The organism is Actinoplanes sp. NPDC021490, from assembly GCF_055562135.1.
On the sequence record NZ_JBVHFW010000003.1, the window covers coordinates 552614 to 571071 of the forward strand.

The 18458-nt window shown below is 72.3% G+C and carries 21 protein-coding genes; 10 read left to right on the plus strand and 11 right to left on the minus strand.

From position 1 onward, the window contains the following. Positions 1–68: 68 nt before the first annotated feature. Positions 69–1073 carry a DMT family transporter gene (locus ACZ3I4_RS10860; protein ID WP_465381847.1) on the minus strand — a complete coding sequence of 335 codons (1005 nt, stop codon included), beginning with the start codon at positions 1071–1073 and terminating at the stop codon, positions 69–71. A 27-nt stretch (positions 1074–1100) separates the two neighbouring features. Between ACZ3I4_RS10860 and pdxR the strand changes: the two genes are divergently transcribed. Then, positions 1101–2549: a MocR-like pyridoxine biosynthesis transcription factor PdxR gene (pdxR, locus tag ACZ3I4_RS10865; RefSeq protein ID WP_465381680.1), complete on the plus strand. Its 1449-nt coding sequence runs from the start codon at positions 1101–1103 to the stop codon at positions 2547–2549. Here pdxR and ACZ3I4_RS10870 read toward each other — a convergent pair. Continuing rightward, positions 2536–3339: a DUF3097 domain-containing protein gene (locus ACZ3I4_RS10870; RefSeq protein ID WP_465381681.1), complete on the minus strand. Its 804-nt coding sequence runs from the start codon at positions 3337–3339 to the stop codon at positions 2536–2538. The two genes, pdxR and ACZ3I4_RS10870, sit on opposite strands and share 14 nt — an antisense overlap. Positions 3340–3428: 89 nt before the next feature. On the opposite strand from ACZ3I4_RS10870, the gene ACZ3I4_RS10875 reads away from it, so the two are divergent. Together ACZ3I4_RS10875 and ACZ3I4_RS10880 are read left to right on the plus strand one after the other, a co-directional pair. Further along, complete coding sequence (locus tag ACZ3I4_RS10875) at positions 3429–4211, plus strand: hypothetical protein (protein ID WP_465381682.1); 783 nt, start codon at positions 3429–3431, stop codon at positions 4209–4211. Continuing rightward, positions 4204–4701, plus strand: a complete 498-nt coding sequence (locus ACZ3I4_RS10880; protein ID WP_465381683.1) for an NUDIX domain-containing protein — start codon at positions 4204–4206, stop codon at positions 4699–4701. Before ACZ3I4_RS10875 ends, ACZ3I4_RS10880 begins: the two co-directional genes overlap by 8 nt. Here the strand turns inward: ACZ3I4_RS10880 and ACZ3I4_RS10885 are convergent. Then, on the minus strand, positions 4698–5102 hold the full coding sequence (locus ACZ3I4_RS10885) for an NUDIX hydrolase (RefSeq protein WP_465381684.1): 405 nt from the start codon (positions 5100–5102) through the stop codon (positions 4698–4700). The two genes, ACZ3I4_RS10880 and ACZ3I4_RS10885, sit on opposite strands and share 4 nt — an antisense overlap. A gap of 102 nt (positions 5103–5204) precedes the next feature. Between ACZ3I4_RS10885 and ACZ3I4_RS10890 the strand changes: the two genes are divergently transcribed. Both ACZ3I4_RS10890 and ACZ3I4_RS10895 read left to right on the plus strand, forming a co-directional pair. After that, entirely contained in the window at positions 5205–6026 is an 822-nt protein-coding gene (locus tag ACZ3I4_RS10890) for a helix-turn-helix transcriptional regulator (protein WP_465381685.1), read from the plus strand. A gap of 28 nt (positions 6027–6054) precedes the next feature. Next, positions 6055–6342 carry a hypothetical protein gene (locus tag ACZ3I4_RS10895; protein ID WP_465381686.1) on the plus strand — a complete coding sequence of 96 codons (288 nt, stop codon included), beginning with the start codon at positions 6055–6057 and terminating at the stop codon, positions 6340–6342. A 6-nt stretch (positions 6343–6348) separates the two neighbouring features. Here ACZ3I4_RS10895 and ACZ3I4_RS10900 read toward each other — a convergent pair whose 3' ends face one another. Continuing rightward, positions 6349–7215 carry a L,D-transpeptidase gene (locus tag ACZ3I4_RS10900; RefSeq protein WP_465381687.1) on the minus strand — a complete coding sequence of 289 codons (867 nt, stop codon included), beginning with the start codon at positions 7213–7215 and terminating at the stop codon, positions 6349–6351. A 220-nt stretch (positions 7216–7435) separates the two neighbouring features. On the opposite strand from ACZ3I4_RS10900, the gene ACZ3I4_RS10905 reads away from it, so the two are divergent. Beyond that, on the plus strand, positions 7436–7963 hold the full coding sequence (locus tag ACZ3I4_RS10905) for an alpha/beta hydrolase (RefSeq protein WP_465381688.1): 528 nt from the start codon (positions 7436–7438) through the stop codon (positions 7961–7963). On the opposite strand, the gene ACZ3I4_RS10910 is transcribed toward ACZ3I4_RS10905, so the two are convergent. Continuing rightward, the gene (locus ACZ3I4_RS10910) at positions 7960–9429 is read right to left on the minus strand and encodes an aminopeptidase P family protein (protein ID WP_465381689.1); all 1470 of its coding nucleotides are present in this window, start codon (positions 9427–9429) and stop codon (positions 7960–7962) included. The genes ACZ3I4_RS10905 and ACZ3I4_RS10910 overlap by 4 nt on opposite strands. A gap of 209 nt (positions 9430–9638) precedes the next feature. Further along, the gene (locus tag ACZ3I4_RS10915; RefSeq protein WP_465381690.1) at positions 9639–10286 is read right to left on the minus strand and encodes a superoxide dismutase family protein; all 648 of its coding nucleotides are present in this window, start codon (positions 10284–10286) and stop codon (positions 9639–9641) included. A 139-nt stretch (positions 10287–10425) separates the two neighbouring features. Here ACZ3I4_RS10915 and ACZ3I4_RS10920 point away from each other — a divergent pair, with 139 nt between their 5' ends. Continuing rightward, the gene (locus ACZ3I4_RS10920) at positions 10426–11358 is read left to right on the plus strand and encodes a carbohydrate kinase family protein (RefSeq protein ID WP_465381691.1); all 933 of its coding nucleotides are present in this window, start codon (positions 10426–10428) and stop codon (positions 11356–11358) included. Here ACZ3I4_RS10920 and ACZ3I4_RS10925 read toward each other — a convergent pair. The 4 genes from ACZ3I4_RS10925 to ACZ3I4_RS10940 are packed head-to-tail and all read right to left on the minus strand — an operon-like array spanning position 11355 to position 13849. Continuing rightward, positions 11355–11744, minus strand: a complete 390-nt coding sequence (locus ACZ3I4_RS10925; protein ID WP_465381692.1) for a thioesterase family protein — start codon at positions 11742–11744, stop codon at positions 11355–11357. The two genes, ACZ3I4_RS10920 and ACZ3I4_RS10925, sit on opposite strands and share 4 nt — an antisense overlap. 9 nt (positions 11745–11753) lie before the next feature. Next, a complete protein-coding gene (locus tag ACZ3I4_RS10930; RefSeq protein WP_465381693.1) occupies positions 11754–13112 on the minus strand; it encodes a PH domain-containing protein in 1359 nt (452 codons plus the stop codon). Next, on the minus strand, positions 13109–13603 hold the full coding sequence (locus tag ACZ3I4_RS10935) for a PH domain-containing protein (RefSeq protein WP_465381694.1): 495 nt from the start codon (positions 13601–13603) through the stop codon (positions 13109–13111). The genes ACZ3I4_RS10930 and ACZ3I4_RS10935 overlap by 4 nt, the downstream gene beginning before the upstream one ends. A 9-nt stretch (positions 13604–13612) precedes the next feature. Further along, complete coding sequence (locus ACZ3I4_RS10940) at positions 13613–13849, minus strand: hypothetical protein (RefSeq protein ID WP_465381695.1); 237 nt, start codon at positions 13847–13849, stop codon at positions 13613–13615. A 256-nt stretch (positions 13850–14105) separates the two neighbouring features. On the opposite strand from ACZ3I4_RS10940, the gene ACZ3I4_RS10945 reads away from it, so the two are divergent. From ACZ3I4_RS10945 to ACZ3I4_RS10955, 3 genes are read left to right on the plus strand one after another with little or no spacing between them, the layout of a single operon-like run. After that, complete coding sequence (locus ACZ3I4_RS10945) at positions 14106–15224, plus strand: AAA family ATPase (protein ID WP_465381696.1); 1119 nt, start codon at positions 14106–14108, stop codon at positions 15222–15224. Further along, the gene (locus ACZ3I4_RS10950; protein ID WP_465381697.1) at positions 15206–16195 is read left to right on the plus strand and encodes a DUF58 domain-containing protein; all 990 of its coding nucleotides are present in this window, start codon (positions 15206–15208) and stop codon (positions 16193–16195) included. Before ACZ3I4_RS10945 ends, ACZ3I4_RS10950 begins: the two co-directional genes overlap by 19 nt. Then, entirely contained in the window at positions 16192–17142 is a 951-nt protein-coding gene (locus ACZ3I4_RS10955) for a VWA domain-containing protein (RefSeq protein WP_465381698.1), read from the plus strand. Before ACZ3I4_RS10950 ends, ACZ3I4_RS10955 begins: the two co-directional genes overlap by 4 nt. A 368-nt stretch (positions 17143–17510) precedes the next feature. Here ACZ3I4_RS10955 and ACZ3I4_RS10960 read toward each other — a convergent pair whose 3' ends face one another. Continuing rightward, the gene (locus ACZ3I4_RS10960; protein ID WP_465381699.1) at positions 17511–18347 is read right to left on the minus strand and encodes an alpha/beta hydrolase; all 837 of its coding nucleotides are present in this window, start codon (positions 18345–18347) and stop codon (positions 17511–17513) included. Positions 18348–18458: the final 111 nt, after the last annotated feature.

The following is an 18458-nucleotide window of genomic DNA, read 5'->3' on the forward strand; positions in this document are numbered from 1 at the left end:
CCCGCCATTTCCCTCGGGTGGGTGGGGGAGGCGGCGGCTGCTCCCAGAAAGATCGATTGGTCGGCGCCCTACGTCCGGGCCTCAGCGGGCGCGGCTGCTGCGGGCACGTGTGCGGGCGCTGCGGGCACGGGCACGGTTGCGGGCGCGAGTGCTGCGGGCAGGGGTGCAGCGGGCAGGGGTGCTGCGGGCAGGGGTGCTGCGGGCTGCGGAGTGGGAGCGTTCGCCGGTCGGGGCGAGCGGAAACCGAGGGCCAACCCGGCCGCGACCACGGCGATGCCCAGCCAGACCGGCAGGCCGGGCATCGGGCCGCCCACGGCCACCCCCACGGCGGCGGCCGAGACGGGAGCCACACCGGTCAGCAGCCCGGCCCGGGCCGACCCCAGCCGCTGCACGCACGTGTACCAGAGGACGAAGGCGACGGCCGTGACGGCGACGGCCAGGTACACCCCGGCCAGCGCATCGTCGAGCCGCACCCGCGCGACCGCCCCGGGGCCCTCCAGCAGCAGCCCACCGGCGCCGAAGCCCGCGGCGGCCATCCACGTCGAGTGGACCGAGACGCCGAGCGGGCCGTGGCGGCCCAGCACCGGCACGGCCAGCAGCGTGAAACCGGCCTCGCAGGCGAACGTCACCAGCGCCCACAACAGGCCGATGCCGTCGGTCCGGCCCAAGCCCTGCACGAGCCCGGCGCCGAGGGTCACGACCAGCGCGGCGACGATCAGGCGGGCGGCGGGGGTGCGGCCCTCCAGCAGAGGGCCGGCCACGGCGAGCAGCAACGGCACGCAGGCGACAGCCACCCCGATCACGGCCGGTTCGGCGTGCCGCGAGCCCTGCACGAGGGCCACGTTGAAGATCAGCATGCCGGTCACGACGACGCCGGCCAGCCAGAGCCATTCGGCGCCGCGCGGGCGGAGCGGGCGGCGGCCCGTCCAGCGTGCGAACGCCAGCAGCAGGGCGCAGGCCACCGCGTACCGGAGGGACTGGATGGTCAGGGACGGCGCGTCGGCCAGGAAGCCGGAGACGGCCACGCTTCCGCCGACGAAGACCATGCCGGTCGCCCCGGCCAGGATGCTCATCTTCACGACTTCGATGCTGTCCGCGATATGGTCCGGTCGGAAGGACCAATCCATCGGCTCTCAGGGGGACCAATTCCCGGCTCGGACTTCCTGCAGCTGCGGCCCGGCGACGCGCCCGCCAAGGGCCTGACCACCTGGCTGACCGACGGGCTGCGGGCGGCCGTGGCCTCCGGGCGGCTGCGGACCGGCACGCGTCTGCCCGCCACCCGGCTGCTCGCGGCCGAGTTGCAGGTCTCGCGGGGTGTGGTCGTCGACGCCTATCAGCGGCTGATCGACGAGGGGCTGGCCGCCGCCCGCACCGGTGCCGGGACGACGATCATCGCTGCTCCGCACGTCCGGGATTCGCCCTCGGACCGCCGCCGCTCGCTCGACACGCTGCGGCTGCCGCTTCCGCCCGCCGACGGCATCGACTTCGATCTCTCTCCGGGCGTTCCCGACCTTTCGGCCTTTCCCCGTACGGCGTGGCTGCGCGCCGAACGCGCGGTGCTCGACGGGATCACCGCGGCCGATCTGGGCTACGGCGACCCGGGCGGCACGCCGTGGCTGCGCGCCGAGCTGGCCGGCTGGCTGGCCCGCACCCGGGGCGTACGGGCCGAACCGGACGACGTGATCGTGGTCGGCGGTGTCGCCCAGGCCCTGGCCCTGCTGGCCCAGACGCTGCACGCGGCGGGCCGGGACCGCATCGCCGTCGAGGATCCGGGTTCGCGAGGGGCGCGGGATCAGCTGGCGCATTGGGGCGTACGCCCGGAGCCCGTCCCGGTCGACGCCGAGGGGCTCGTGGTCGACCGGCTGACGCAGGACGCGGCCGTTCTCACCCCGGCGCATCAGTATCCGACCGGCGTCGTGCTCAGCCCGGCCCGGCGGCGCGCGTTGCTGGCCTGGGCCGTGGCCGGGCGCAACCTGGTCGTCGAGGACGACTACGACGCCGAGCACCGCTACGACCGCGCTCCGGTGGCCGCTCTGCAGGGCACGGCGCCGGACCAGGTGGCGTACGCGGGAAGCGTCTCGAAGTCTCTGGCTCCGGGGATGCGGCTCGGATGGCTGATCGCGCCGCGCCGGCTGCAGACCGACCTGCTGACGGCCAAGCACGACAGCGATCTCGGCAATCCGGCGCTGCCGCAGCTGGTGCTGGCCCGGCTGCTGGCCACCGGCGACTACGAGCGGCATCTGCGCAACGTCCGCACCCGTCAGCGCCGGCGCCGTGACGCGCTCATCGAGGCGCTGCGCCGCCATCTGCCGGGGGCCGAGGTCACCGGGGTGGCGGCGGGCCTGCACCTGCTGATCCTGCTGGACGGCGGCGAACCGGACACGGTGCTGGCGGAGAAGGCGGCGGCCTGCGGCGTGCTCGTGCATCCGCTCAGCTGGCACCGGCACTCCCCTGGACCGCCGGGGCTGATCCTGGGCTACGCCGCCCATCCGCCGGACCGGCTGGCCGAAGCCGCGAAGAGGCTGGGGAAGGCGCTCAGTCGTCCATGACGGTCACGAAGTCGATCAGCCGTTCCATCGAGTTGATCAGCGGGGTCTCGACGTCCTTGTAGCTGTTGACCGACTTGAGGATGCGCCGCCACATGTCGGCGGGCTCGCGCACGCCCACGGCCGCGCAAATGCCCTCCTTCCAGGGCCGGCCGGGCGGGATGACCGGCCACTTCGACAGCCCGACCCGCTCGGGCTTGACGGCCTGCCAGATGTCCACGTACGGATGACCGGTGACCAGGACGTCGGGATGGGTCACGGCGGCCACGATGCGGCTCTCCTTGCTGCCGGGCACGAGGTGGTCGACGAGCACACCCAGCCGGCGCTGCCGTCCCGGCTGGAACGACTTGACCGCACCGGCCAGGTCGTCGATGCCGTCCAGCGGCTCGACCACGATGCCCTCGATGCGCAGGTCGTCGCCCCAGATGCGCTCGACCAGGGCGGCGTCGTGGATGCCCTCGACCCAGATGCGGCTGGCCTTGGCGACCTGGGCCCGCACGCCGTCGACGGCGACCGACCCGGAGGCGGTGACCCGCTTGGCCTGCTGCGGGGTGGCCGTGGGCCGGCGCAGCGTCACCGGCTTGCCCTCGAGCAGGAACCCGGCCGGCTCGAGCGGGAAGTTGCGCCGCTTGCCGTGCCGGTCCTCGAGCACGACCGCGCCGAGCTCGAACCCGACCACCGCCCCGCAGAACCCGGAGCCGGCGTCCTCGACCACCAGGTCGCGTTCGGCGTCCACCTCCGGCACCACGCGGCGGCGGCGCCAGTCTCCCTTGAGCACGTCCTCCCCATACATGCAAGGCACGGTAACCCGTGCGTAGGGACACGGCCTTTCTGACTCTCCGGCCGAGACAGACTTCCCGATGGGCACGTACCCTTGCTCGCATGTCCCCAGCAGCCGATGCCGCCACCCTGGTCGCGCGGCGCTCGACCAGGTTCGTGGCCTGGGTGCGTGCCTGGCGTGCCGGTCTCGTGCCCTTCGACGAGCTGCCCGACGAGATCGCCCGTGACGAGGAGCACCTGGTCGCCGACGCGCCCGGCACGTGGACCGACGTGCCGCTGCCGCAGGGCCTGCCGGTGTTCGCCAAGGTGCATCCCGACGACATCCGCCTGGTGCTGCCCGCCCCCGGCGACCCGCGCGGCCTGCCCGGCCCGGGCCCGCTGACCGGCGCGGCCATGCTCTCGGGCGAGGCCGTCATGACGCCCACGTTCGGCGTCGTGCCCGAGGTGCGCCGCCACGTGTCCGGCTCCGGCGTGGAGTTCGAGACGGTGCTGTGGCGCTATTTCCCGGTGGAGGACTACCGGCCGGTGTTCCAGATGGGCGCGGCCGAGGCCGAGAGCGAGCTGACCGTGGCCCTCGGCGAGACGACCACCCAGCTGACCAAGCTGGACGTGGCCCAGTGGAAACCGGAGCTGGCCGGCGCCCTGCAACAGTTGCGCCGCCCGGAGAGCACGGCCACCCTGCCCGCCGGGTTCGATCCGCGCGCCCGCCGCCTGTTCGCCCGCGCGTCGATTCTCGACCAGGTGCTCGCGCTGGCCGAGACGAACGCGCCGGGCGGCGCCATCAACGGTTACGAGGCCCAGCAGCGCGACGCGGCCCTGCGCCCGCTGCTCAACGCGTGCCGGCAGGCCCTGGTCGCGGCCTGCAACTCGCCGCTCCATGCGTGACCTCTTCCAGCACTGCACGTTCTGCGGGGCCCGGTTCGCGCCGGCCCAGCTCTGGCCGCGCCGCTGCGGCGCCTGCGGCGAGACGTCCTATCGCAACCCGACGCCGGTCGCGGTGGCCGTCCAGCCGGTCGGCCGCGGCCTTCTCGTGGTGCGCCGCGCGATCCCGCCCGCGGCCGGCACGCTCGCGCTGCCGGGCGGTTTCATCGACTACGGCGAGTCCTGGCAGGACGCCGCCGCCCGCGAGCTGTTCGAGGAGACGGGCCTGACGGCCGATCCGAAAGCGGCCCGCCTGTACGACGCGGTCAGCGCCCCCGACGGCACGCTGCTCGTCTTCGCGCTGTTCCCGCCGTTGCGGTCGGCCGACGACATGCCCGCCGCCGAGGCGAACGACGAGACCCACGGCTGGGACGTGCTGACCGGCCCGGCCGAACTCGGGTTCAGCACCCACACAGCCGTTGCCGACCGGTTTTTCGAAGCGGCACCGGCCTAATCGATCAGGCCCGCGGTCACCAGCTCGCCGATCAGCAGCCGGATCGCCGGGGCGCAGAGCGGGGACTCGGCCGAGGTGAACCAGTCCAGTTCGGCGATCTCGTTCGCGGCCCTCGGCGCGTCCTCGGTCTTGCCGCCGAGGAAACAGATCAGCCGTACGGTGGTGCCGGGCGGCCGGTTGTGGGCGGGCGCGACGATCTCGGTGAACAGGGTCAGGTCGGCCGGGTCGACGACGATGCCGACCTCCTCGTGCACCTCACGCGCGGCCGCCTCGGCGTACGTCTCGGACGGCTCGGGTTTGCCGCCGGGCAGATAGAACGCGTCGGAGTTGGCGGCCCGCACGACGAGGACCCGGCGGTCCCGCACGTGCACCCAGGCCGCCGCAATCACTTGGGAGCTCACCGCGCGAGGGTAGCCTGCGCCTCGAGCGCCGGATGAAGGCTCCGCTCAGCCACTGAATGCGATGCCGTGGTTGAGCCGGGCCGGATCCGCGACGATCGGAGCATGACGTTCGACCGCGCCTCGCTCGGCGCCTTCCTGCGCGCCCGCCGCGAAGCCCTGCAACCGGAGGACGTGGGTCTGCGGCGGGGCGCCCGGCGGCGGGCGAAGGGCCTGCGCCGCGAGGAGGTGGCCGAGCTGTGCGACATGTCGGCCGACTACTTCGCCCGCCTCGAACGCGGCGACGGCCCGCAACCGTCCCCGCAGATGCTCGCCGCCGTCGCCCGCGGTCTGCGCCTGACGCCGGACGAGCGCGACCACCTGTTCCGGCTGTGCGGTTACAGCGCCGCCCAGCGCGGCGCGGGTGGGCACGTCAGCCCCGGCCTGATGCGCATCCTCGACCGACTGCAGGACACGCCCGCCCAGGTGATCAGCCCGCTCGGGGAGACGCTGCTGCAGACCCCGCCCGCGGTGGCGCTGTTCGGCGACGAGACGGCGTACGAGGGGCCGGCCCGCAGTGCGGTCTACCGCTGGTTCACCGACCCGGCCTCGCGCGCCATCTACTTCGCCGACGACCACGACAAGCAGGGCCGGTTCCTGGCCGCGGCGCTGCGGACTACCGGCGCACCGGCCCAGGCGCTCGTCGGCACCCTGCTGCGTACGAGCCCCGAGTTCGCCGAGGTGTGGAACCGGCACGAGGTCGGGCTGCGGTGGAGCGACACGAAACGCTTCGCGCATCCCCGGGTCGGGCGGCTCGACCTGTTCTGCCAGAGCCTGCAGGACCCCGATCAGGCCCAGTCGCTGCTGGTCTTCACGGCCACCCCGGGCAGCGAGAGCCACGAGAAACTGGCCCTGCTGGCGGTGCTGGGCCGCAGCTTCCAGGACTGACCTTGGCCGGGCGGCTTACGGTGGCGATATGCAGAAGCCGGAACTGGACGAGCAACAACGTGCAGAGGCCGCCCGCATCAGCGCGATGATCGAGGGGCTGGGCCCGGGCGACGACCACTCCGAGGCGGTGCCCGCCGTCCGCGCGATCACCCGCGACGGCCTGGTTCTCGGCGACGTGCTGGGCGACTATCTGCATCGGGTGGTCAGCGGCGGGCAGGCCGACACGGTCTCGTACTGGCCGGTGCTGGAACTGCTGCGGGCGGCCGGGGCCGATGAGCAGCGGGCCGCGGCCAAGGCGCAGTGGCTGCGTTCGTAGTCTTTCTCAGCTGACCACGTGCACGACGGTGCCCGGCCCGAGGTGGTCGAGCAACGTGCGCTGCACGTCGGCCGGCATCCGGATGCACCCGTTGGAGATGCTGCGCCCGAAGGCCGACTCCTGCCGCCACGCGTGGATCGCCGTGTGCCCGTTGCGCAGCGAGGCCGACAGGGCGTCCCGGTCGTCCGGCACGGCTCCCAGCACCAGTGCGTCGAGGCCCGCGTACACGTGGCCGTGGGTGATCGTGCGTCCCATCACGAACGTCCGGCCGAGCGGCGTCGGCGTCCGCGACGACCCGACCGCCACCGTCCAGGCGCCGCGTTTCCGGCCGTCCCGCAGCCAGGTCAGCCGGTGGTCGCTCAGGTCGACCACCACTTCGTCGCGGAGCCGGCGCGTCTCCCAGCCGTGCGGCGGCAGCCATCCGACCCGCCGGTTGACCGAGGGCAGCAGCACCGCGGCCCAGCCCTGGCGTCGCTCGACGATCGGCACGGTGACCGGGAGCCCGCTGATCGTCCGGGCCAGGAACGCGCGCGGCAGTCCACCCGGGGCGTCGTAGACGGCCAGCTTGCGCTTCGGGTGCAGCCCTTCCCGTACGGCCGTCACCGACCTGGGCGTCACGTCGGGCGAGAAACCCTGCGGCGAATCCCAGTAGTTGATCGTCGGCAGGTCTCGGGGCGCCCGCACCGCCCGGGGCACCGGCGCCACCGTCGGCGCCACGGTGGGAATCTGCCGGGCGGCGAACACCCCCGGCTCGGCCTTGTTGAACATCCCTGGTTCGGCGTTCTTGAGGTGCGCCACGGCCGGCGTCGCCCCGAGCACGAGCAGGAACGCCCCGGCCACCACGGCCCTGCGCGAACTAGGCACCCTCACCATGCCGTCCAGACTAGGCCTCCCAAAAACGAAAAATCACCATGTTAAGCGCTGATCCGGTTTTGTCGGCTTTGCGCTGGGTGGCCGCCGCCTCCCCCGCCCACCCTGGGTCGTTGGGGCAGAACGTACGCCGTTGTCAAGCCGCGTAATGCGGGTTATCCACAGCGGCCCGGCGTCATCCACAGGGGCATCGAACCCCGACTCCGGATGCCAGACTGGCCCGATGCGACGCGCGATCATCTTTCACGGCACCGGCGGCAACCCCGGCGTGGCCTGGTATCCATGGCTGGCCGGCCGCCTGACCGAGCGTGGCTACGACGTCGAGGTGCCGCACTACCCCGACCTCAACGTCGAGCCGATCGCCGAGTTCCTGCCCCGGGTTCTCAAGGCGCATACGTTCGACGAGCAGACCGTCCTGGTCGGGCACTCGGGCGGCGCCGCGCTGCTGCTGGCCCTGCTCGAACACGTCACGGTCGACCAGGCGATCCTGGTCGCCGGCTACTGCACGCAGCCCAACGACTCGGACGAGCCCGTGCTCCAGCCGAGCTACGACTGGAGCACGATCCGCGGCAACGTGCGGGACGCGTATTTCATCAACTCGCGCCTGGACCCGTACGGCTGCGACGAGCACCAGGGGCGAGCGATGTTCGAACGCGTCGGCGGCACCCAGATCGTCCGCGACGACGGCCACTTCGGCGACTACAACCAGCCGTACGACGAGTTTCCGCTCGTCGACCGGCTCATCGGCTAGTCCGGGAGGCGCGGGCCGGCCTCGCGCTGCGCCGCCATCCACGCCTCGACGTCGGATGACGAGCGGGGCAGGCCGGCCGACAGGTTCTTGCAGCCGTCGGCGGTGACCAGCACGTCGTCCTCGATCCGGACGCCCATGCCGCGCAGCTCCTCGGGCACCAGGTCGTCCTCGGGCTGGAAGTAGAGGCCGGGCTCGACGGTGAGCACGTAGCCCTCCCCCAGCGCCCCGTCCCGGTACGTCTCGTTGCGCGCGTTGTTGCAGTCGTGCACGTCGATGCCGAGCATGTGGCCGAACCCGTGCAGCGTCCAGCGGCGGTAGACCGTGCTCTCCTCGCTCATCGCCTCGTCGACGCTGACCGGCAGCAGCCCCAGGTCGTCGAGCCCCTCGGCCAGCACACGCATGCAGGCCTGGTGCACGTCCTTGAACAGCACGCCCGGCCGGATCGCCTCCATGCCGGCCTGCTGCGACGCGTGGACGATGTCGTAGACCTGGCGCTGCAGCGGCGAGAACTGCCCCGACACCGGCACCGTACGGGTCACGTCGGCCGTGTAGAAGTTGTCGCCCTCGACGCCCATGTCCATGAGCAGCAGCTCGCCCGGCTTGGTGACGCCGGTGTTGCGCACCCAGTGCAGGATCGTCGCGTGCGCGCCCGCACCGACGATCGAGCCGTAGCCGACGTCGTTGCCGTCGTGCCGGGCCCGCAGGCTGAACACGCCCTCGAGCAGCCGCTCCTTGACCCCGCGGTCGGCCGGCAGCACCCGGGCGACATCCTCGAAGCCGCGGACGGTGGCGTCGATCGCGGCCTGCAGCTGGGCGATCTCCCACTCGTCCTTGACCAGCTTGAGCTCGCTGAGAACCCAGGCCAGCTCGCGGTCGCGCGGCTGTTCACGGTTCGGCTCGTACGCCAGCACGGCCCGGTCGACCGCGGCGTCGAGCCCGCGCAGCACCCGGGTGCGTCCCGGCGCCGAGCCGGCCAGCGCGGGGCCCAGCTCGGCCAGCGGGGCGGTCTGGACGCCGAGCTCGGTCGACTTCTCGGCCAGCGTGTGCGTACGCCCGATCCACAGCTCGCCGTTGCGGCTGCGGAAGAAGGCGTCGGTGTCCTTCGAGTTGCGCTGCCGCGTGTAGAGCACCGCGTCGTGGCCGGAGCCGCTGGGCCGCAGCACGAGAACGCTGTCGGGATCGCGGTCGCCGGTCAGGTAGACGAAGTCGCTGCCGGGGCGGAAGGAGTAGTCCGTGTCGTTGGCGCGGACCTTCTCGTTGCCGGACGGGATGATCAGCGTCTCGCCCGGGAAGGCCTCGGAGAGCGCGTTGCGCCGCTTCTCGTAGTTGGGCACCTCGGGCAGCGGGTTGACGGCCAGCGGGTCCTCACGCCACCCGCCCCGCATGAACTGCAGAAAAGCCTCGGGGAAGCCGGGGTCGTGGGTTTCCGTCTTGACCGCGGGTTGCGCGGCCTTCTGCTCGGCCATGGTGCCGCCTCCGAAGTTCTCAGCCGTGGACGACGCTGGGTCGCCGATCCGCCCCCGACGTTACCGCTGCCGCCGGCCGGAAGGAGGCCCGGGAGCCTCGCGCGGGTGCCCACCACCTCCCCCGGCCACCCAGGGGCAATGGCTGGGGACACTACCCGGGTGTCAAGCGCGCGGCGCCGGTTGTCCACAGGACAGAACCGGCAAACGCCTCAGCGCTCCGGCAATGTCAGGCAGGCCACACGCGGCCCGGCTGTCCCCGCCACCCCCGCGGCCGTCTTCGTCGGCTGGGCGTGCAGGATCAGCGACCGCGCCGACTGCCCCTCCGGAAAAGTCCACTTGACCAGGGACGACGACGTGGCCTCGCCGTACCCGTCGACGGTGAAGTCGAGCCACACCTCGTTCTCCGGGTTGGCGTACGACGGGTCGACCGACGGCTTGGACGGGTCGCTCTGATGCTGGTAGTGCGGCCCTGCGGCGTCAGGAACGGCGGTGCACGGCATGGTGTGCAGGTGGGCGCCGTACGCCCTTCGGGGAATCAGTCCCGCGGCCACGACGCGTACCTCCATGGCCTGGGGGTTCTGGGAGATCTGCACCGAGGCGGTCGCACCCGGCGGGACCACCGCGGGGTCGTAGGTGATGGCCGTCGAGCCCGGCCGGAACGGCAGGAACGTGCCGGAGGCGACCGTGTCGGGATTCCACGAACCGGCCGGCGATGGGCTGGTCCCGCCCTCGAAGACGGTCCAGGCCGAGGCCGAGGCGGTGACCGAGACGGGCGTGGTGGGTCCGACGTCCACCGAGTTCGTGCAGCCAGCGATCATGGTGAGGGGGACAGCAAGGGCGAGCGCGCGGGATAACATCCGTTGATCATCCCAAAAAGGGACATATCAGGCGAGTACTGGCGCTGCGCGTCCCCGGACGTAAGGCTGTTCTGCATTACGGCCGGGTTACCTGAGCACATGGCCGGGTTCCCGGAGCGAATGAGGGGAAGGACCGGCAATGGGCTATGCGGTGGTGCTCGGCGAGGCGCTGATCGACCTTCAGGAGGCCGAGCACGACGGCGAGGTGGTCTACCGCCAGGCGATCGGCGGTGCGCCGCTGAACGTCGCCGTCGGCGCGACCCGGCTCGGCGGCCAGGTGCAGTATGTCGGCTCGCTCAGCGACGACGTGCTGGGCAACCGGATCGCGGTGTTCCTGACCGAACGCGGCGTCGGCACGGCCGGCGTGAAGCGGGTCTCCGCGCCGACCACGCTGGCGGTCACCACGTTCGTGGGGGCCGAGCCGACGTTCACCTTCTACGGCGAGCCCCCGTCGTACGCGCTGCTCGGCCCGGCCGACCTCGACACGGCCATGGTGTCCGGGGCCGACGTGCTCTACAGCGGATCGATCTGCCTGCTGCGGGAGCCGTTCCGGGCGGCTGCGAGGGCCGCGTGGGCGACTCCCGGGCCGCTGCGCGTCTTCGACCCGAACGCGCGGCCCACCCTGCTGCCCGACGGCGCCGCGGTGACCCACCTGCGGGAGCTGTCCGAGGAGTTTTTCGCCACGGCCGACCTGGTCAAGCTGAGCGCGGCCGACGCCGAGGTGCTCTACGACGGCGCGTCACCCGAAAAGGCCGCCGAGCGCATCCGCTCGCTGGGGGCCAAGGCCGTGGTCGTCACCGCCGGGTCCAAGGGCGCCTACATCGCCGCCGCGGAGGGCGCGATGATGCTGGCCGCGCCCAAGGTCGACGCGATCGACGCGACCGGCGCCGGCGATTCGGTGATGGGCGCCCTGGTGCGCCGGCTGCTCGCCGACGGCCTGCCCAAGGATCTCGAGGGCTGGCAGCGCAACGTGCAGTTCGCCCTCAACGTCGCCGCGCTGGTCTGCGAGCGGCGCGGCGGCGCGGTCGCGATGCCGACCAACGAGGAGGTCGTCGCCCGCTGGGGCGCCTAGCCGAGGGCCTTTTCGATGAAGCGCTGGCGGTCGAGCAGTGCCCGTTCGACCCGCACCTCGGCCACCAGCGTCTCGCCGTCCCGCACCACGACCTCGAAGTGCAGCTTGCGCCCGTCCACTTTGGCCAGCGTGGCCAGCGCGTGCACCTGACGCCCGACCGGGGTGGGGGCCAGGTGCGAGATCTCGGCGCGCACACCGACCGTGGTGATCCCGCCGGGAATCAGGCGGGCGGTGGCGGCGACGGTGGCCGCCTCGGCCAGGGCCAGCACGCGCGGCGTGGCCAGCACGGGCACGTCACCCGAGCCGACAGCCTGGGCGGTGTCGGCGTCGGTGACGGTCAATTCCACCCGGGCGCTGAGACCGGGCGAGAACTCCGGAAGCTCCATCCCCCGAGCTTAGGGGGTCTGCGGTTCCCGGGCCTGGCGCGCCCGCACGGCCAGTTCCGCGGCCAGCGCGTATGCCTCGGCAAGATCCCGGTCCTTGGCCTGGCCGGCGCGGCCCCGGGCGGTGTCGGCGTAGACCGTGGCCAGGCCGGACATCCGCTGCAGAGGACCCTGCACCACCCGTACGCTCTGCAGCCGCGCGTACGGAACGATGTGCATTTCGCGGGTGAGCAGCCCCCAGCGGCTCACGAAGACCTCGGGGGTGAGCCCGACGCCGATCGACCGCAGCGAGAACGGGTTGAGCCAGCGCGCCCGCGACGGGGGCGGCGAGGTGGCCAGTGTGGCCAGGTCGACCCCGGGCAGCACCTCCCACACGAGGGCCCGCGCGGTGGCGAACTCCCCCACCGGCAGGAGGCGGTCGGAGCGCTTGGAGTCACCGCTGCCGGGCTCACCGGCGTACCCGGCGATGTCCAGACGCAGATGCAGCCAGCCCTGACCCCGCCACAGCAGCGGCCAGGTCGCCCCGATGGCCTGCACACGGTTGAGCGGCACCAGCTGGCTGCGCGTCTCGAGCAGCCCGTAGCGCACGGCGAGCCGGCCTTCGGGGTCGCGCGCGAGCCGGAAGTCCCAGTCCTGCAGCACGCGCCGCACCGGCTGCAGCAGCACACCGGCCATGGCGGTCACGGTGCTGGCGATGCCGACGAACGTCCACGATCCCTCGAGCACGAACTGCAGCACGACGAACGCCACGCCGACGGGCAGGAAGAACGCCTGCGGGGTGAGCAACTGGCTGACGACCAGATCGCGGTTTCTGACCCGCATGAGCGGGCGTTCGAGAGCGGGCGCGCCGGGTGCCGCCGCATCGGCCTGGCCGGTGGGTTGCGCTTCGACTGCCCTCGTACGCCCGGCCAGCCGCAGAAGCCTCTCCCGAAGGGCGGAGGCCTCCTTGACCGTCAGGTAGGCCAGCGGGGCCTCGGTCTTGCCCCCGCCGATCACCTCGAGTCGCAGCTCGGCCAGCCCGGTCAGCTGGGCCAGCAGCGGCCGTCGCAGCTCCACCGCCTGCAGCCGTTCGAGCGGAATGGCGCGGTTGCGCCGCCAGACCACGCCGTCGGAGATCCGCAGCTCCCGCCCGACCACCTGATAGCCGGTGGTCAGCCACCCGACGATCGAGAACAGCACCACGCCGACCGCGATGACCGCCACCACGATCGCGAACCGCTCCAGCCCGACCTGGGACAGCGTCTGCCAGGACAGCGCGGCCACGATCACGGCGATGCTCTTGGCGCCGTGCAGCAGCGGGCTGAGCGGGTGCAGACGGCGTCGTGGCTCGGGTTCCACGACCGCCGTTCCCGGGGGCTCGGTGGCGGTCACAGTCCCTCGGCCCGGTCCTCGCCCAGGGCGGTGAGCCGGTCACGCAACCGGGCCGCCTCGGCCGGCGGCAGACCGGGGATGCGCGCGTCGCTGGCCGCCGCGGCGGTGTGCAGCTGCACGGTGGCCAGCCCGAACGCACGTTCGAGCGGGCCGGCCGTCACGTCGACGAACTGCATCCGCGCGTACGGGACGATGGAGAGCCGCCGCACCAGCAGGCCGTGCCGCACCAGCAGGTCGTTGTCGCGCTCGGCGTAACCCCAGGCGCGGACGGCCCGGACGGTGACGAAGGAACGCCAGATCGCGTTCACCACGACCAGCGCGATGCCGAGTTGCCACAGCCAGTGGCCCTGCAGCACGAGGCCCACGACCAGGCCGGCGATGACGATCAGGGTCCAGACCCCGCGGACGATCAGTTCCACTGTGATCAGCTTCGGGGAGACCGGGCGCCAATCCACGGTGTCGGGCCAGGGCGTGAGGGCGTCGACGGTCACGGTTCGACCCTACGAGATCGGCGCATCGGACGCTGCACCGAAGGGCGTCACTTCGCGCAGGAATCCGCGGACTTCGAGGAACTGACCGAGCGTAGGACGATGATCGTCGCAGGCCAGCCACGTTTTCCGATATTCCGGGGTGTGCAGCTTGGGGTTGTTCCACAAAAGCTGCCACTTGGCGTCCGCGCGGCATCCTTTGGAGGAGCACTGCGGGTGAGTCGGGCCGTCCATGACCTCGAGGTCCATGACCCTAGGGTATTGAGCGCCGGGCGACCACGGGGGAAGCCGCCCGGCGACGTGGAGAATGTTACACGCATCCAGGCTTGGCGCATCCTCCCGCCGCGGGTGCCCGTTCCGGCGCATCGCGCAGAAAGATCGACACCTGCGGTCCATGGCGAGGCGGCCGCGCGGCGCGTAATGCGACACCACGAGCACGCTCTCAGGTCGGTCGTGTAAGTCTTGAGCGTCGGCAGACGACTTTTTCGACCGCTGTGGAGGACCGGTGGCTCAGCCGCTCACGCCCGAGACCGAGACGATTTCCGGTAGCGGCGCGCCCGTTCCGCCCGCACAGGACGCGTCCCAGCTCGAGCGCGCGATGTTCGAGGTCAAGCGGGTGATCGTCGGCCAGGACAGGATGGTCGAGCGCATGTTCGTGGCGCTGCTCGCCCGCGGGCACTGCCTGCTCGAGGGCGTGCCCGGCGTGGCCAAGACGCTCGCCGTCGAGACCCTGGCCCGGGTGGTGGGCGGCTCGTTCTCCCGCATCCAGTTCACCCCCGACCTGGTGCCGGCCGACATCGTCGGCACCCGCATCTACCGCCAGTCGAGCGAGAAGTTCGACGTCGAGCTGGGCCCGGTGTTCGTCAACTTCCTGCTGGCCGACGAGATCAACCGCGCGCCCGCCAAGGTGCAGTCGGCGCTGCTCGAGGTCATGGCCGAGCACCAGGTGTCGATCGGCGGGCAGAGCCACGAGGTGCCCACCCCGTTCCTGGTGATGGCCACCCAGAACCCGATCGAGCAGGAAGGCGTCTACCCGCTGCCCGAGGCCCAGCGCGACCGCTTCCTCATGAAGATCCTGGTCGGCTACCCCACCGACGCCGAGGAACGCGAGATCGTCTACCGGATGGGCGTGAGCCCGCCCGAGCCCAAGACGGTCTTCACCACCGAGGAGCTGCTGGGCCTGCAGCGCCGCGCCGACCAGGTGTTCGTGCACAACGCCCTGGTCGACTACACGGTGCGGCTGGTTCTGGCCACCCGCGCCCCGGCCCAGCACGGCATGCCCGACGTGGCCCAGCTCATCCAGTACGGCGCGAGCCCGCGCGCCTCGCTCGGCATCGTCCGCGCGACGCGGGCCCTGGCGCTGCTGCGCGGCCGCGATTACGCGCTGCCGCAGGACGTGCAGGACATCGCGCCCGACATCCTGCGCCACCGGCTGGTGCTCAGCTACGACGCGCTGGCCGACGACATCCCGGCCGACCACATCGTCGCCCGCATCATGCAGAGCGTCCCGCTGCCCTCGGTGGCCGCCCGGCAGGGCACGTCGCCCAACGGCAGCCACCCCGCCGCCCCGGTCAGCGGCGGTCCGCAGCCCCAGACTGGTGCTCCGTGGCCGGCCCAGCACTAAGCGCCGACTCCGGCACAGCACGGGCCGAGGCCGTCCTGTCCCGGCTGCAGCTGCTGGTCACGCGCAAACTCGACGGCCTGCTCCAGGGCGACTACGCGGGTCTGCTGCCGGGCCCGGGCAGCGAGGCCGGCGAGTCCCGCGAGTACCGCCCCGGCGACGACGTGCGGCGGATGGACTGGCCGGTGACCGCGCGCACCACGCTGCCGCACGTGCGCCGCACGGTCGCCGACCGTGAGCTCGAGACGTGGATGGCGATCGACCTGAGCGCCAGCCTCGACTTCGGCACGGCCAAGATGCTCAAGCGCGACCTGGTGCTCGCGGCGGCCACGGCGATGGCCCACCTGACCGTACGGGGAGGCAACCGCATCGGCGCCGTCGTCGGCACGGGCTCCGCGGTCGAGGCGAAGCCGAGCCGATGGCGCCGGGAGAAGACCCCGCCTGCGGCGACCACCCCTTCCGTCGTACGGATGCCCGCCCGCCCCGGCCGCAAGGAGGCGCAGGCCCTGCTGCGCGCGGTCGCCGGCACCCACATCCGGCCCGGCCGCACCGACCTGGGCGAGCTGATCGACCTGCTCAACCGGCCGCCACGGCGTCGCGGTGTGGCCGTCGTCATCTCCGACTTCATGGCCCCCGTCGAGGGCTGGTCGCGGCCGATCCGCAAGCTCGGCGTCCGCCACGACGTGCTCGCCGTCGAGGTCGTCGATCCGCGCGAGCTCGAGCTGCCCGACGTCGGCGTGATCACGCTGGCCGATCCCGAGACCGGGGCGCTGCACGAGGTGCAGACAGCCGACCCCGCACTGCGCCGGCGCTACGCTGAGGCGGCCGCCGAACAGCGCGGCGCGATCGCCGGAGCCCTGCGCGCAGCCGGCGCCGCCCACCTACGCCTGCGCACCGACACCGACTGGCTGCTGGACGTGGTCCGCTTCGTGGCCGCCCAGCGACACGCACGCACCCGGGGGACCACCCGATGATCCGTTTCCTCGAGCCGTGGTGGCTCCTCGCTGTGCTCCCGGTGCTGGTCTTCGCCGGCCTGTACACCTGGAGGCAGTTCCGCAAGCGCCAGTACGCGATGCGCTTCACCAACGTCGACCTGCTGCGCACGCTCGCCCCCAAGGGCCTGGGCTGGCGCCGGCACGTCTCCGCGGCCGCGTTCATCCTCTCGCTGCTGACCCTGGGCACGGCCCTGGCCCGCCCGTCGGTCGACAAGGAGGAGCCGCTCGAACGGGCCACCGTGATGCTGGCGATCGACGTGTCGCTGTCGATGGAGGCCGACGACGTCGCGCCCAACCGCATCGAGGCCGCCCAGGAGGCGGCGAAGGCGTTCGTCAACGAGCTGCCCCCCACGTACAACCTGGGGCTGGTGTCGTTCGCGAAGGCCGCCAACGTGCTCGTGCCGCCGACCAAGGACCGCTCGCAGGTGGTCTCGGCGATCGACGGACTGACGCTGGCCGAGGCAACCGCGACCGGCGAGGCCGTGTTCACCTCGCTCGACGCCATCCGCGCGGTGCCCGCCGACGGGGCCGCCGGCGCTCCCCCGGCCCGGATCGTGCTGCTCTCCGACGGCTACCGCACGTCGGGCCGCTCGATCGAGGACGCGGCCACCGCTGCGTCACAGGCCAACGTGCCGGTCTCGACGATCGCGTTCGGCACCGACACCGGCGTGGTCGACATCCGCGGCGCCCTGCAGCGGGTGCCGGTCGACCGGCTGTCGCTGCAGCAGCTGGCCGAGAACACCGAGGGCTACTTCTACGAGGCCGCGTCGGTCAGCGAGCTCAAGCAGGTGTACGAGGACATGGGCAGCTCGATCGGCCACCGGGTGGAGCCCCGCGAGGTCACGCAGTGGTATGCGGGGCTGGCGTTGCTGCTGGGCCTGGTGGCGGCCGGACTTTCGCTGCTGTGGACGTCCCGCTTGCCTTAGCGGCTGTTCACGGCGTGCTGTGAGCCAGGACGAACAGCATGACCACGTAAATGGCAGCGACCGTGAAGGTCAGGGGCGCGATGAGGTTCTTCATCAGAGGGGCCTTCTTCCGCTCGTGAGTGGCGTTCTGGGCGCACATCACGTCGCGGCCGGCACCCACGCATCCGGCGTCGCGGCGCGCACGACTCGACCCGGCGCCGGCAAACGGCGTACGGGTGGATGCGGGGTGGAAGAGTCCTGTGTCAGCGGTCAGGCGCGCTGACAGGCAGCCCGGCCACGACTAGGAGGATCGCTATCTCGCACAGCGAACACCTCCCGCGAAGTCGTCAGCATCAGGACCGCCCGGAACTGTACCCCTTAAGCGCGGCTTAAGAAACGCGGCCCGGCGTCTCGTGGCGAGGACCACCCGAGAGGACGATGTCGCCTACCGCCTTCAGGGTCGCGCTTCCCGGCACAAGATAGAAATCGTGCCCCGCCACCCCGTCCGTGGGCAGCACGTTCGCCCCGAATTCCGGCGAACTCGGACGCCGCCCGAGACCCAGACCCAGCACGCGCACCTGCGGAATCCGGCGAATCCAGTCGGTCGGAGCCAACGCCGACCACACCCGCGCCCCACCCAGGTCTCCGGCGTGGTCCACCCCGATGCCGGGCGCGCCCAACGTCACGACATCGCCCACCTCGGGCAGCCGTTCCGCGGCCAGCCCGGCGACGATCGAGCCATAGCTGTGCCCGATCAACGTCACCGCCGTCCCCGGCCGCTGCCGCAGCACGCCCCGCACGAACGCGGTCAGCGCCGCCGCGCCGTCCCGGGCCCGCCCCTCGGTCGCGGCCGCCACCCCGATCCCCTCCGGCGGGTCGTAACCCAGCCACGCGATGACCGCGGTGTGCCGGTCGCGCTTGGTCAGGGCCTCGTACAGGTTGCGCGCCTGCACCCCCGGCGCCCGTCGCGGCACCCCGCCCAGGCCACGGTCGAAGTCGGCCAGCGTGGTGTCCACGCCCGGAACCAGGATCGCCACCCGCGAGGCCGACCCCAAGTCCCCGAGCACCTCGACGACGCGCCCGTCGCCGGCCGGGTCGAACTGCAGGAAGTGGCGGCCTTGGGCGGCCCAGTTCGCGTACGGGCAGCCGGCGGCCAGCATGCGCACGGCCGTCTCCCGGTAGGCCGCCGCAAACACAGTGGAGGCCAGCGCCGGACCCGCCGGCAAGCTGCCTGTGGATAACTCGGAACGCGAATTCGCCCCTGTGGACAACGCGGACCGCGCCGCCGCGAAAGGCGATAGGGTCCCCACCCTGGGTGGGGGGCCGGCGGCCGCGGT

Excerpts from the sequence above, each read along its gene's own strand:
- ACZ3I4_RS10875 (WP_465381682.1), top strand. The coding sequence starts at position 3,429 with ATGTCCCCAGCAGCCGATGCCGCCACCCTGGTCGCGCGGCGCTCGACC.
- ACZ3I4_RS10920 (WP_465381691.1), top strand. The coding sequence starts at position 10,426 with ATGGGCTATGCGGTGGTGCTCGGCGAGGCGCTGATCGACCTTCAGGAG.
- ACZ3I4_RS10900 (WP_465381687.1), bottom strand. The coding sequence starts at position 7,215 with ATGGTGAGGGTGCCTAGTTCGCGCAGGGCCGTGGTGGCCGGGGCGTTC.
- ACZ3I4_RS10870 (WP_465381681.1), bottom strand. The coding sequence starts at position 3,339 with ATGTATGGGGAGGACGTGCTCAAGGGAGACTGGCGCCGCCGCCGCGTG.
- ACZ3I4_RS10880 (WP_465381683.1), top strand. The coding sequence starts at position 4,204 with ATGCGTGACCTCTTCCAGCACTGCACGTTCTGCGGGGCCCGGTTCGCG.
- ACZ3I4_RS10905 (WP_465381688.1), top strand. The coding sequence starts at position 7,436 with ATGCGACGCGCGATCATCTTTCACGGCACCGGCGGCAACCCCGGCGTG.
- pdxR (WP_465381680.1), top strand. The coding sequence starts at position 1,101 with ATGGTCCGGTCGGAAGGACCAATCCATCGGCTCTCAGGGGGACCAATT.
- ACZ3I4_RS10860 (WP_465381847.1), bottom strand. The coding sequence starts at position 1,073 with ATGAGCATCCTGGCCGGGGCGACCGGCATGGTCTTCGTCGGCGGAAGC.
- ACZ3I4_RS10925 (WP_465381692.1), bottom strand. The coding sequence starts at position 11,744 with ATGGAGCTTCCGGAGTTCTCGCCCGGTCTCAGCGCCCGGGTGGAATTG.
- ACZ3I4_RS10955 (WP_465381698.1), top strand. The coding sequence starts at position 16,192 with ATGATCCGTTTCCTCGAGCCGTGGTGGCTCCTCGCTGTGCTCCCGGTG.
- ACZ3I4_RS10915 (WP_465381690.1), bottom strand. The coding sequence starts at position 10,286 with ATGTTATCCCGCGCGCTCGCCCTTGCTGTCCCCCTCACCATGATCGCT.
- ACZ3I4_RS10910 (WP_465381689.1), bottom strand. The coding sequence starts at position 9,429 with ATGGCCGAGCAGAAGGCCGCGCAACCCGCGGTCAAGACGGAAACCCAC.
- ACZ3I4_RS10940 (WP_465381695.1), bottom strand. The coding sequence starts at position 13,849 with ATGGACCTCGAGGTCATGGACGGCCCGACTCACCCGCAGTGCTCCTCC.
- ACZ3I4_RS10895 (WP_465381686.1), top strand. The coding sequence starts at position 6,055 with ATGCAGAAGCCGGAACTGGACGAGCAACAACGTGCAGAGGCCGCCCGC.
- ACZ3I4_RS10890 (WP_465381685.1), top strand. The coding sequence starts at position 5,205 with ATGACGTTCGACCGCGCCTCGCTCGGCGCCTTCCTGCGCGCCCGCCGC.